General features: G+C 43.9%; 10 protein-coding genes. 2 read left to right on the plus strand and 8 right to left on the minus strand.

From position 1 onward, the window contains the following. Positions 1 to 70 precede the first annotated feature (70 nt). A complete protein-coding gene (locus tag ACYQ0C_RS19285; protein WP_016277385.1) occupies positions 71 to 1,135 on the plus strand; it encodes a M20 family metallo-hydrolase in 1,065 nt (354 codons plus the stop codon). A gap of 12 nt (positions 1,136 to 1,147) precedes the next feature. On the opposite strand, the gene ACYQ0C_RS19290 is transcribed toward ACYQ0C_RS19285, so the two are convergent. The 7 genes from ACYQ0C_RS19290 to gltX all read right to left on the minus strand — a co-directional run bounded on the left by ACYQ0C_RS19290 (position 1,148) and on the right by gltX (position 11,186). Continuing rightward, positions 1,148 to 1,474, minus strand: a complete 327-nt coding sequence (locus tag ACYQ0C_RS19290; protein ID WP_016277384.1) for an RpnC/YadD family protein — start codon at positions 1,472 to 1,474, stop codon at positions 1,148 to 1,150. A gap of 47 nt (positions 1,475 to 1,521) precedes the next feature. Further along, positions 1,522 to 2,796, minus strand: coding sequence for a radical SAM protein (locus ACYQ0C_RS19295; RefSeq protein ID WP_016277383.1), 1,275 nt, complete (start codon positions 2,794 to 2,796; stop codon positions 1,522 to 1,524). 6 nt (positions 2,797 to 2,802) lie between these two features. Next, positions 2,803 to 3,711 (minus strand): hypothetical protein, encoded by a 909-nt coding sequence (locus ACYQ0C_RS19300; RefSeq protein WP_016277382.1) that lies wholly within the window; start codon positions 3,709 to 3,711, stop codon positions 2,803 to 2,805. Between the two features lie 176 nt (positions 3,712 to 3,887). Then, complete coding sequence (locus ACYQ0C_RS19305; RefSeq protein ID WP_175271080.1) at positions 3,888 to 7,016, minus strand: coiled-coil domain-containing protein; 3,129 nt, start codon at positions 7,014 to 7,016, stop codon at positions 3,888 to 3,890. 77 nt (positions 7,017 to 7,093) lie between these two features. Continuing rightward, complete coding sequence (locus tag ACYQ0C_RS19310) at positions 7,094 to 7,582, minus strand: helix-turn-helix domain-containing protein (RefSeq protein ID WP_025077336.1); 489 nt, start codon at positions 7,580 to 7,582, stop codon at positions 7,094 to 7,096. An 853-nt stretch (positions 7,583 to 8,435) separates the two neighbouring features. Continuing rightward, positions 8,436 to 9,656 carry a 3-deoxy-D-manno-octulosonic acid transferase gene (locus tag ACYQ0C_RS19315; protein WP_016277379.1) on the minus strand — a complete coding sequence of 407 codons (1,221 nt, stop codon included), beginning with the start codon at positions 9,654 to 9,656 and terminating at the stop codon, positions 8,436 to 8,438. 12 nt (positions 9,657 to 9,668) lie between these two features. After that, on the minus strand, positions 9,669 to 11,186 hold the full coding sequence (gltX, locus tag ACYQ0C_RS19320) for a glutamate--tRNA ligase (protein WP_016277378.1): 1,518 nt from the start codon (positions 11,184 to 11,186) through the stop codon (positions 9,669 to 9,671). Positions 11,187 to 11,268: 82 nt separating this feature from the next. Here gltX and ACYQ0C_RS19325 point away from each other — a divergent pair, with 82 nt between their 5' ends. Beyond that, positions 11,269 to 13,326, plus strand: a complete 2,058-nt coding sequence (locus ACYQ0C_RS19325) for an HD family phosphohydrolase (RefSeq protein ID WP_016277377.1) — start codon at positions 11,269 to 11,271, stop codon at positions 13,324 to 13,326. Here ACYQ0C_RS19325 and ACYQ0C_RS19330 read toward each other — a convergent pair. Beyond that, positions 13,301 to 13,771 carry a low molecular weight protein-tyrosine-phosphatase gene (locus tag ACYQ0C_RS19330; protein WP_025018736.1) on the minus strand — a complete coding sequence of 157 codons (471 nt, stop codon included), beginning with the start codon at positions 13,769 to 13,771 and terminating at the stop codon, positions 13,301 to 13,303. The genes ACYQ0C_RS19325 and ACYQ0C_RS19330 overlap by 26 nt on opposite strands. Between the last annotated feature and the right edge of the window lie 7 nt (positions 13,772 to 13,778).

Raw genomic sequence — 13,778 nt, forward strand, 5'->3', positions numbered from 1 at the left:
CCACTTTTTTCATCACCATTTACCATTCAAAAATAGTATCTTTGCAACACATTAAATTATTAAAATCAAGATGATTGATATAGAATATTACACTTCCGAAGCGACTACATTGCTGAATTCGTTAATCGGTATCCCCTCACTGAGCCGGGAAGAAGAAGCTGCTGCCGACTTTCTGCAGAACTATATTGAAGAAACAGGTATCATGACCGGTCGTTCGGGCAACAACATTTGGTGCATCAGCCCGATGTTCGACCTCAACAAGCCGACCATTCTGCTAAATTCCCATATCGATACCGTAAAACCGGTAAACGGCTGGCGGAAACATCCTTTCACACCGAAAGCCGAAAATGGCAAGATTTACGGTTTGGGAAGCAATGATGCAGGCGCCAGTGTAGTATCCCTATTTCAGGTGTACCGTCATCTTTCCACCACCGAACAGGCATATAATCTGATTTTTCTTGCTTCTTGTGAAGAAGAGGTTTCCGGAAAAAACGGAATAGAAAGCGTATTGCCCCAACTGCCTCCTATCGCTTTGGGCATAGTGGGTGAACCGACAGAAATGCAGCCTGCTATTGCCGAGAAGGGATTAATGGTGCTGGATGTTACCGCATACGGCAAAGCCGGACATGCCGCACGCAATGAGGGAGTGAATGCCATCTACAAGGTGCTGGAAGACATTCAGTGGTTTCGCGATTATAAGTTTCCGAAGGAGTCATCCCTGCTGGGACCCGTCAAAATGAGTGTGACGCAGATAAATGCCGGCACACAGCATAATGTCATTCCCGATACCTGCACTTTCGTTGTGGATATCCGCAGTAATGAATGTTACTCAAATGAGGAATTATTCAAGGAAATAAGCACCCATATAAAAAGCGAAGCGAAAGCCCGTTCTTTCCGTTTGAACTCATCTCATATCAGTGCCGGGCATCCCTTTGTGAAACGCGCGGTAAAACTTGGACGTGTACCTTTCGGTTCTCCCACGTTGTCCGATCAGGCGCTGATGAAATTCCCGTCTGTCAAGATCGGACCGGGTAAGTCTTCACGCTCACATACGGCCGATGAATACATCATGGTTTCGGAGATTGAGGAAGCGATAGGGCTTTATATCGAGATACTGGACGGACTGGTGCTGTAAGCGGAAAGAGCCTTAAAGAGACGCTATTTCCTCCATAGACAGACTGGTAACATGTGCAATTATATCATATGCAATACCGGCCTGTTTCATTTTTGTAGCATTCTTGAAACATTCTTCCTTACGGCCTCTCTCAAGACCCTCTTCAGGACCTTCCTCACGCCCTTTTTTCAAGTGGGTGGACATCACGCTGTACCAGTCGCGGAAATTCTTCAAACTTTCCCAATACCCGCCTAATTCCTTTGAATTGAACTTAGCTATCTCGGCAGCCTCGAAAAGACGGTCGAAGCCGAAATCCGTATAAGGGTTAACGTATTTATCCTGTATGCCTTCTGTTCCCACATCTATCCGAGGTTTAATAAGTTATGATACAGGACAAAAGTTTCCGTTCAATTAAAAAACAGATCAAACTCTTTTTTATACTTTCCAAAAGAGGAAACATAAGGATTAAATTCAACAGATTCCGTGACATCAACCAATTGATTATAATCAGACAGAATCTTTTTCACATCATCTATATCATATCCGTCAGGCATATACACCGGATGTAAATGATCAAAGTCGGACAAATCATTCGTCAACAAGTTGGAGGCTATCCCCTTGCCGGGATCCAGTCCGGGATGAGGGGTAAAGAAAGAAAAAAAGACTTCAATATTGTTTGTTGGAGTCCAGTCCCTGATATAAGGCAATATGTTCTGTAAATAGTTTTTAGACATTCCCGGATACAACACCTGTAAAACCGGCCGTGCTGTTATATGATATCGGGCACATAAATCCATTGCTCTAAACACGGTTTTGGTCCAAATGCCCGAACGGCTTTTCAATGAAGATACAAGGTGTTCATTTTCAAAGCTCTCCACTCCCATAATCAGATGAGTAACCCCGAATTCTTTCAGAACAGATATGGACTGTTCATTCACCCTGTCAATCCTTGTTTCCGCTATCACCTTCTTGAAAGATGACCGGAAGTCACATGCTGCCAGGATATGTGGTGACTGCAAAATATCATCGTCTATGATTTTCAATACTTGCCGATTGGCAAGACGCTTCAAATCGGAACGGACTACCTCGACAGACCTGTGTGAACAAACTCCTGCATTCCAAATGCGGCGTAGTGAACAGAAACTACAATTGTACACGCACCCGAAAGTGATCTCATAACATACCGGATCGTTCCGATAACAATCAAACAAAGGCAAATCCAAAATATCGCCCACTTCGAAATCAATATCATACTGTCTTTTGCCTTCCACGATCCTGTCCAAAGGGAATTGGTCAAACATTCCGGCAGGAGGAGCCCCTTTGATAATTTTGTCAAAACAAAGATAATTCGTTGCTATTCTCTCTGCATTCATGCTGGCAAAGATTCCCCCAAGGATTACATAACATCCCTCGCTCTTGGCTATCTGCGCCAATTTCACGGCATGGGGGAAAGTTGCCGTATTGGATGTGATCAGCACAAAGTGAGGTTGCTCTGCCTGCAAATGCTTAGAGAAAGACTGCTCTGTCCTTCCCTCTACATACAATGAAAGACGGAATTTCTGGTCCAGTTCCAGAAATCTGATTAAATAGGGGAAAGTCAATGCCAACGCGTATTGATGAGAAGTGATTTGGTATTCGCTTGAAGGCTGAACCAGGCATAATCTGTCGGAAAAAACGAGCATAGCGCACTATCTTATATAAGGTGAAGTCTTGGAACTGACGAATTTCTGTATCTGGTCTAGTTCAATGTCAGTAATATTGACCGTCAGGTTCAGCAAGGCCAACAGCTGTCTGATGTGTTGCTTGCCAATGTCCTCACAGCGTTTCAAATCGTCTCCCCAATTTACCTGACGATCCAGGTGGGTATAAAGTTCCCGCCCCTGCTCCAGCTCCATCTTGTACGCATTGTAAAAATCAGAGCCTTTTGAATATACGACACCCGGTTTCGTCCGGTCCTCCCTGGTTACAAGAACCATATTATCAGAGAATTCTCTTTTGAAGATAGAGAAGTGATTTTTCAGATAGACATCAATGTTTAAGGTTCTTCCGTAAAAATAAGCCGCTACGATGGTTGCCAGCAAATCGCATTTTACATTCGTTTGGGTAACCATATTACCCGGAGTCACCAAATTACTGTATGCCGCGTACATCCGACAGACGTTCTGGTTCCGAGGGTCAAGAATATAGATGCAGACATGCATGGTCCGATGCTGTTCTTCACACAAATTCATCAAACTAGGCAGAGTGATGTCTCGGGTGTAGCGTCCGCTTCCCCCGTCATACCACCATTCGTGGGTATTTGTTCTGCATTCGCGGTGATGATTATTGATTTGATAGGGCTGCAATACTTTAAATTCACCTATTTTCATCTTTTTGGGAGATGCCCAAACCAGCAAGCCACCCAATATGACTGCGACAGACAAGGAAGAGAACAAGGTTTCGAGTATGGACTTCCACAGCAAGTATCTGGTCTCACCGGTAGCCAGATTCGGATAAATCACATAATGCAGGACTAAAAAAAGACCACCCAACAATCCAATGATTACTATCCCGAATTTTACCTTGTTGGATATCATTTCTAATTTCTCTAGTTCCATGATAAATCGTTTTTCATTGTTTTTACATTGTATGGTATCAAAGGCAATAAGAAAAGCGAGGAAAGAAACGTCCGTTGCCGGATGCGTATGCTTTCCTCGCTTGAAAATAGTTTGAAAGAGAGGAAGATGTTAACCCATCTTCCTTCTTTATTAATTATTCAGTCAATAGTTAAATACTATCTTTTCTTCACTAGAACATCTGAAATCTTAATCACAACATCATGACCGAAGTAGTCTTTTGCCTTGATTATCAATGTAGAATATACATTTCCTTCAGGATTCTGTGCTGCAGAGTTAGGAGTGAATGTAATACCCGCACCTTTCTTCTGATCTTTATCTTCACCTACAGTTACTTCTGCTGCATATTTAGGAGTAAAGTATTCATTCTTAGAACCGTCCTTGATAGCACCACCTTCTTTAACCTGACTCCAAAGTTCATAAGTAGCATTTTCCAAGTCTTGAATCATCTTGTCACATTTTTCTGTAATCAATTGGTCAAGAGTTGTAGAGTACTTACCGTCTCTCGTGTTTTCAGATTTAATGTATGCAAACAATGTCTGACCGTTTTCCTGTGCATAAGTCAATATCGGAGCCTTCTTATCCACCCAATTGTAATCATTGATTTCAGCCAGACAAGAGAAGATGATATTCTTAAATTCACCACCCTTAACAGTATAGTCTTTCTCACCAAGTTTAGAAGAGATCTGACCGAAATTGTAGGCAACAGTTACAGCATGAAGTTTTTCATTGTCAATGAAGTCTTCAGTAACATTGAACTTATAGTTAGTAGTTCCATCATATTTAACTTCCAGATCTTTTACTTTATCACCTACCTTAGCAGCATCTGCAAATGTGAAGATAAAGTTCTGATCGTAAGTATCAGTTGCGTCTTTCAAACCATTGAATGAAGATACCAGATCTTTTTCACCCTGAGCACCATTTCCAGTCGGAATCATGAACGCATTCAAAGTACCTTCTGCATTCAGCTGGTTAACCTTAGCCTGGAATGTAGACGGGAATGTAGGCAATACTTTCTTGAAGTTTACTGTCAAAGTCTTCAATACCTGACCTCTAGCGTTCTTGAATTCCAGTGTACGAGAGTAAGTCTTGGCATCATCATACCAGTAATCAGCAGTACCTTCAGTTGTGGCAATAGTGATGAACTTAACATCGGCAACTTGTGTGCTCTCAGTAAATTCTTTTTGTTCACCGTCTTTTTTAGCAGCATACTTGATTGTGAATGCCTTCTTGCTGTCAGAACCATAAGCTACAGTATCCACTTCGCTAGCTACATAATCTACAGTTGCTACATTCTTCAACCAGTCACCGAATACGCCGTCAGCTACAGGAGCCATAGAAATTCCAAATACACCGTTTGCAGTCCATGTCTTTTCTACGCTGTATGCGTTCAGTTCTTCAGCAGCGTCGCCTGTCAGTACATAGAATGCTTTACCATCGGGATCAACCAAAGAACCGTCATGATTTACAGCATATACACGGAAACCATATACATCCTTTACATTGCTGTCGATTAAGATTTCAGCCTTACCTTTGGTTGCTTCTACGTTATAAACGGTATTGATACCTTTTATATTCTTTTCAGCAGCATTCCAAGCTTCGATTTCTGAATCGTCAGAAGAAACAGCACGGTCTTTATCCAATACAATGTAGAATGCAGTAGCAGCTTCCATTGTTGCTTTATCCAACTGTACAGTGAACGCTTTCTTCAATGTAACAGGAAGAATGGCTTGATCTTGACGATTATCGCCTTCTACTGTATTGCATTTTTCATTCTTATCATCAAAGATAGGTTCAGAGAAATCCTCAGCATTTGTATTCCATACATATTCTGTCGGAGTCACTGTTTCAGTCTCTTCACTCTTCTCTGCACGGTTATGAATATTAGCAACATCTTTACCATCTACAGTGAAACCTAAGCTTCTTACAGCTTCAGCACCATCCTGTTCAAATGTAAGATTATACTCAGAAACTACATTTCTGGAATAAGTACCCTTTTCTGCATCCAAGGTAGTGTTCAGACTAACTGCATAAAGAATGTATTCAGGACGTTCTGGATAGTTTCCATTTTCATCTTTTGCCTGAGTAGCTGCTTTGAATGCTTCCGCATCGTATTCCTTGTTCATTTCAACAGAAACTTCCCAAAGACCGTTAGCAGAAATACCGCGAGTCAGCAATCCTGTATAAGGTTTCACGTCGCTGACAGAAACCATTCCTTCCATATCAGCACCCTGTGAATTAATCAGCTTAATGTTTTCAGCTGAAATTACAGCGTCTGTAGGAGACACACGGATCAGGAAGTTTTGTGTGAAAGTAGAACGAGCGCCTTTTTCAAAAGAAACAGCACCGGTCAGCTTGTCACCGAAAGTCCATGTTCTTACAGCTTCAGCAGAAAGAAGGTCTAAGCTCCAATTGAAAGCTCCCTCAGTACCAGAAAGGCCTGCCATCAATGAAACATGAGTCACACCTTTATAAATAGCGGCAGACAACACTTCCAACTTGTTATCAATAGTAGAAATTTTTTCAGACAGTTTTCCTGTTTCAGTCTGCAAATCTTCGATAGCCTGCTGAGTTTCAGCTACATCGAAAGCTTTCAGACCGTCTAAAATTTCTTGTTGCTTACCTAAAGCAACCAGAATATCTTCAATCTCACCCTTATTCGCTTCTACAGCAGCGTCATTTGACGCGATGTAGTCTTCCAAAGCCTTTTTCTGAGCCTCGATGGCAGCTTTGTTCTTACCGATTTCAACAGCGTTTGCTTTTACCTCAGCATCCAGTGTAGCCAAAGTACCCGCCAAAGCCTTGTCAGCCTCAGCCAAAGACTTCAATGTTTCTTCGGTAGTCGATTGGAAAGCCTGAAGGGCGATCACCTTACCGTCTACTTCAGCAATAGCGGCAACTGTTTTTTCCACGTCAGCCTTGATGGCAGCCATTTCTTCTTCAGTAGCTCCCTGCAATTTGGCGATAGAAGCTTCCAGTTCACCTTTTACAGTAGCCAATTCGGCAGAAGCAGCAGCGATAGCAGCCTTCTGAGCTTCCAAAGCAGCTTTCTCGGCAGCAGTCTTCGCTTCAGCAATCTTAGCATCCAATGCGGTCTGGGCAGTCTGCAAGCTGGCAATAGAAGCTTCAACAGCTGTTACCTTGGCTGTCAAATCAGTCTTCTGACCGTTTATTGCATCCCAAAGCTCGGTGACATCATCATCGTAGTCTTTACAAGACACAAATGTTCCTGTTGACGAAACCATTAAGGCTCCGAACAGGATTGCACTTAAAAACTTTTTGTTCATAATAGAAAAACTTTAAATTTATAAATTTAAAAAACTAAAATTGGTTATACATATTGAGTTTATTATTAACAGCTGGTCTAATTGGCTGCCGGCATTTGCCGCCGCCTCCTTTCTCTTGACTGGTACAACAGAGGCGACACACCCACCATACGGCTGAAAGCAGAATAGAAAGCGCTCTTCGAGGCGAAGCCACAGCGACGAGGCAGGTCACTCAACGCACAACGGTCCGAGGAGAGCAGCTCCTTGGCGTATTCCACACGGTAACCGTTCAAAAGCTCCTTCAAGTTGCACCCAAAGTATTTGTTCACCACATTGCTCAGATAAGTCTGGTTCGTCTCAAGCAGGTCGCTCAGTCCTTTCAGGGAGAGCGAGGGGTCCAGGAACACCTGACGGAGCTCAAGCTGGTACAATATACCTTTATATATATGGCAGTCCACTTTACGGATCTCAAATTCCTTTCCGGCAAACTCCTCCAGCCAGTGCCGCTCCGCGGCCTTGAGAAGCAAGGTCTTCTGCCGCTCGGAAAAGGCGGTCGTTCGTTTACGTCTTAGAAATAGGTATTCCATCTGCTCTATGTTGTTTTCATTCATGTTGCCGTTCCAAAGCCGCATTTTACCTTTTATAAAAGAGACTTAAAACGGAGTTTTTTGTAGATCTCTTACTAAGAGATCTATCAGATGGAAGTAATACACATTATATCAACGGATTACACAATACATCGGCAGGAATAAAAGGGGATATAAGCGGGGAGGAAATTGATTTTTTTATATAAATCCTTATTTTTTTCTCGAAAAATGTATTAGTTCTCAAAACTTTGCTTATTTTTGCACAGAAAATGTATATCTCTTAGTAAGAGATAGGTGAGTCAGGCAACTCCAGCCAACCGGTAAGTCGCTAAGAATCAACCGGATATTATCCTTCAAATTTATATTCCCCTTTTTTAAAGAAAGCATTCCTGTTTCTTATGCCGGTGATAGAGGAGTGGAGGAAAAGAAGTACCCGTAAAGTTGTGGGGAATATAGCGGACCGGTGTTTCATCCTGCATCAAAAAAACGCACACTTCCACACGTACATACGCATGGGCCTTTACATACGTATGTGTAGCTCTATACGGGCGTATGCGCAGGCCTACACGGACGTATGTGGTTTCCTGCGTGACCTGACGCATGAAATCCCACACGTCCGGCCAAAGAACAGGATGTTTTTTTTAAACATCAAGGGCTTTAAAATAAAGATAACGGCCTTTTAAAAAAAGAACAAGAGCTTTTTAGAAAAGACCACGGGCTTTCTTAAAAACGTCTTGATCTTTTTTACCACTGACAGAATGATAGTTTTTCCAATTGGATATATAAAAAAACAGGTTATAAAGAAGACTTTACTCTATAACCTGTTTTATATGTTCAAATCACGCTGACACAATCAGAAAGGAATGTCTTTCATTATCTTCTCCAATGCTCCGGCATGATGGTTCACATAATCTCCGGCAGCTTTCCCCGCTTGTTTCAAGCAAGTCTCATCCGACAGGAACTGATCCATCAACCGGCTGAAGTCATCATACCCGGTCACTTCGAAACCGCCTTTCTTCTCCAACAAATGTTGCGCTTCACGGAATTTCTTATTATTAGGCCCGAATATCACAGGAATGCCATATACGGCCGCCTCCAGCACATTATGGATTCCCACTCCGAAGCCACCACCGATGTACGAAATCTCACCATACCGATAAATGGATGACAGCAGTCCGTAACAGTCGATGATCAGACAATCGGCCTGTGCCACATTCTCCTCTGTAGCCTCAGTATAGCGGATGCACGAACGTTTCATTTTGTCCATAATCTCCTTCAAGTGGCTGTCGCTCACCACGTGCGGGGCAATAACCAGCTTCATTCCAGGATGCTCATTGAAGTACTTGATAAAGATATCCTCGTCCGGCCCCCACGAGCTGCCTGCGACAAATGTCAATGCCTCCCCCTTGAATTTCTCTACCAGCGGAAGCTGCTTTGCCTGATGGCAGATATCCAGCACACGGTCAAAACGGGTGTCGCCCACTACAGTCACATCGGTCACGCCTATCTTTGACAGCAGCTCCTTCGATACTTCATTCTGTACAAACAGATGGGCGAAAGTTTTCAGCACCTCACTGTATTTCTTTCCATACCAACGGAAGAATATCTGGTCGGGACGGAATATGGAAGACACACTATAAGCAGGGATACCCCTCCGATGCAACTCATTCAAGTAGTTCTGCCAGAATTCGTACTTGATAAAAAATGCCATACAGGGATTGGCCAGCTCCACAAACCGGCGCACATTGCGCGGCGTGTCGAAAGGCAGATAACAGACCAAGTCCGCCCCCTGATAGTTCTTTCTCACCTCATACCCCGAGGGAGAAAAGAAAGTCTGCAATATTTTATATCCGGGGTATTCCTTACGGATGCGTTCTATCAAAGGACGCCCCTGTTCGAACTCACCCAACGAGGCCGCATGAAACCAGATATAACGGGCATTCCGGTCTATCTTGTCACGCAGGGCGTCAAAGACCTCCCGGTGACCTTTCACCATTTTGGCGGGCTTGGCACTGAACAGGCCGGCTACCTTCACTCCGAATAGATAAATATAGATGACTAGGTTATAAATCATGACTACCGGCTATTACTTGAGCACTTCCACAGCCCGACGGATGCGTCGCAATGTTTCCTCTTTCCCTAAAACGGCTGAAATATCAAACATGTGCGGGCCTTTCCCCTCGCCTACCAGCGTCAAACGGAAAGCGTTCATAATATTACCCAAGTGATACCCTTTATCTTCGATCCATTTCATGACCACGGCTTCCTGATTCTCCAGTGAGAAGTCATCCAAAGCTTCCAATACGTCCGCCAGTTCCAGCATACGTTCAGGAGAATCTTCTTTCCAACGTTTCTTGCGGGTCTTCTCATCATATTCCGTAGGAGCGACAAAGAAGAATTTGCAAGTTTCCCACAAATCCTTGATAAAACTTACACGATCTTTCATCAAACCTACCACGGTCACCACTTTATCCATAGGAGCCTCAATGCCATGTTCTTTCAAGAGCGGCATGAAAAGCCCGGCCACGTCCTCATTGCTTTTCTTCAATATATATTCATGGTTAAACCATTTTCCCTTCTCAAAGTCGAATTTCGCTCCGGCTTTGCTGCAACGATGCAGATCAAAAAGCTTCACCAGTTCATCCATGGACATCAGTTCCTGGTCATTGCCCGGATTCCATCCCAGCAGGGCAAGGAAATTGATAACCGCCTCGGGCAGGTAGCCTGATTCACGATAACCTGAAGAAACCTCACCAGTCTTGGGATCATGCCATTCCAACGGGAACACGGGGAAGCCAAGACGGTCACCGTCACGCTTGCTCAGTTTACCGTTTCCATCCGGTTTCAACAACAATGGAAGGTGTGCGAACTGAGGCATGGTGTCTGCCCAGCCGAAAGCCCGGTACAGCAGGACATGCAACGGAGCGGAAGGCAACCATTCCTCACCACGGATTACATGGGAAACCTCCATCAGATGGTCGTCCACAATGTTTGCCAGATGGTAAGTAGGCAGTTCATCCGCCGATTTATATAAAACTTTATCATCCAAAATGGAAGAATTGATCACCACCTCGCCACGGATAATATCATGTACGTGTACATCCTCATCCGGTTCAATCTTGAAACGTACCACATATTGCTTTCCATCGGCAATCAGTGCATCCACTTCTTCTTTTGACAGCGTCAAAGAGTTGCGCATAGACATACGGGTAGAAGCATCGTACTGGAAATTAGAGATTTCCTGACGCTTGGCATCCAGTTCCGCCGGAGTATCGAAAGCAATATACGCCTTACCTCTGTCCAGCAACACCTGTACATACTTCTTATAAATATCACGACGTTCAGACTGACGGTAGGGACCGTAGTTACCACCAAAGCTGACTCCCTCATCGAAGTTTATTCCCAACCACTTAAACGACTCTATGATATATTCTTCCGCACCCGGAACAAAGCGATTTGAGTCGGTATCTTCTATACGGAAAATTAAATCTCCACCATGCTGGCGAGCAAACAGATAGTTATACAAGGCTGTGCGCACACCGCCGATATGCAACGCTCCCGTCGGGCTCGGAGCAAAACGAACTCTTACTTTTCTTTCTGACATTGTTGTTTTATATAAAATACGCTGCAAAATTAATCTAAATTTCCCGATTTTTTCGTATTTTGCGCGCAAAAATACTACGATTATGAGAAGTTTCAAGACCAGCAAACGGTTTTCATATAAAAATTTGATTTATAAAAGCCTTATTTTCATTGCAACCGTATCAGTGATAGTCTATTTTTTACCCAATGAAGGGAAGTTCAACTATCAATTTGATATAAGCAAGCCTTGGAAATACGGACTGTTACAGGCATCATTTGATTTCCCGATTTACAAAAACGACATACAAGTACAAAAGGAACAAGACAGCATCCTGGCGGACTATCAGCCTTATTTCCAGATAGACAAGGAAGCCGAGAAAAATGTCCTTTCCAAACTGAGAGAGGACTACAACAAGACGCTACGCCATTCATTGCCGGGCACGGACTATGTGCGCTATATTGAACGCACATTAAAGGCACTGTACGATAACGGGATCATTGCCGGAAATGACTTGAAGCGTATGGAGGAAGACAGTATCACCGCCATACGACTGGTAGACAAGAATGTAGCGACAAGCCGTTTTATCGATCAGCTGTACACCGTGAAGGAGGCGTATGAATATTTGCTGAACGCGGATACCGCCCACTATAAAAAGAACATATTGCAACAATGTAATCTGAATGATTACATTACACCTAATCTGGTTTACGATGAAGAGAAGTCCGAAGCGGCGCAAAAGGATCTGCTTTCCAATATTTCATGGGCAAACGGCTTTGTGATGAACGGACAAAAGATCATTGACCGTGGGGAAATTGTTGATGAGCAGACTTACAACATCTTGGAATCCTTGCGCAAGGAATGGGAAAAACGAAGCGACTCGGTACAAGAGAAAAGACTGACACTGGCCGGACAACTGCTGTATGTCGGTATCTTCCTGTTCTGCTTCATGGCCTATCTGGAGCTGTTCCGGGCAGATTATTATGAACGGAAAGGAACACTCACCCTGCTGTTTGCACTGATTGTGTTCTTCCCTGTCCTGTCTTCCGTTATGGTGGAACAGAACTTGTCAAGTATTTACGTGGTTCCGTTTGCCATGATTCCGATCATCGTGCGTGTTTTCCTCGACTCACGGACGGCATTCATGGCACATGTCACCATTATTTTGCTTTGCTCTATCACACTGCGTTTCCCGCATGAATTTATATTGTTGCAGGTAGTGGCAGGAATGGTGGCGGTCTATAGTTTGAGAGAATTGTCCCAACGGTCGCAATTGCTACGGACAGCTTTGGTTGTATTTATCAGTTACGCCTTACTGTATTTCGCTTTCGAGTTGATTCACGAAGATGATTTGACCAAACTGAATACGCGCATGTACATCTATTTTATGATCAACGGCATTCTGCTGCTGTTTGCCTATCCGTTGCTATTCCTTCTGGAGAAGACGTTCGGCTTCACTTCGGATGTGACTTTGGTGGAATTGTCAAATATCAACAACAGTTTGCTTCGGGAAATGTCCGAGGTGGCTCCGGGCACTTTCCAGCACTCATTGCAGATGGCCAATCTGGCTGCCGCGGCGGCAAACAAAATTGGAGGCAAAAGCCAGCTGGTACGTACAGGAGCGTTATATCATGATATCGGCAAAATGGTGAATCCGGCTTTCTTTACAGAGAATCAGTCGGGAGTCAACCCGCACAAAAGTTTAAGTTATGAACAAAGCGCCCAGGTTATCATCAGTCATATTACCGACGGGCTGAAACTGGCGGAGAAGCATAATCTGCCCAAAGTAATCAAAGACTTTATCAGTACCCACCATGGACGGGGACTGACAAAGTATTTCTACATCTCGTACAAGAATGAACATCCTGACGAAGAAGTGGATCAAGAGAAGTTCCGCTACCCCGGTCCGAACCCGTTCACCAAGGAACAGGCCATTCTGATGATGGCGGACTCTGTAGAAGCGGCTTCACGCAGCCTGCCGGAGTACACGGAAGAAAGCATCAGCACACTGGTAGACAAGATTATTGACACACAGGTATCTGAAGGGTATTTCAAAGAATGTCCCATCACGTTCAAGGATATAGCAACCGTGAAAGCGCTGTTTAAAGAAAAGCTGAAAACGATGTATCACACCCGTATCAGTTATCCGGAACTAAGGAAGTAAGCAAGCCTGCACAGGCATCTTCCAGTATATCAAGCACGTTCTCGAACCCTTGCGCACCGCCATAGTAAGGGTCGGGGACATAGTCTGCCACCTTGGTACGGCAATAGTCCGTCATGCGATGGATTTTCTTTTCCGTTTCCAGATCGGGGGCACGTTCCATCAAGTCTTCTATATTGCGGTCGTCCATGCCGATGATCCTATCAAAATGATAGAAATCCTCCGTGCAGACAGGACGGGAACGATGGGTCAGATGGTAACCGCGGCGGGAAGCGTGCATCCGCATACGGCTGTCGGGCAATTCCCCTTTGTGATAACTCAGAATTCCGGCAGAATCCACCTCTATCTCGTGTTCCAATCCTTTTTTCTTGATAAGGGTACGCATTATTTCTTCTGCCGAAGAAGACCTGCAAATGTTTCCGAGGCAGACAAAAAGTATTCTTTTCATATATCAT

It is taken from the genome of Phocaeicola sartorii JCM 17136 = DSM 21941, assembly GCF_054653615.1.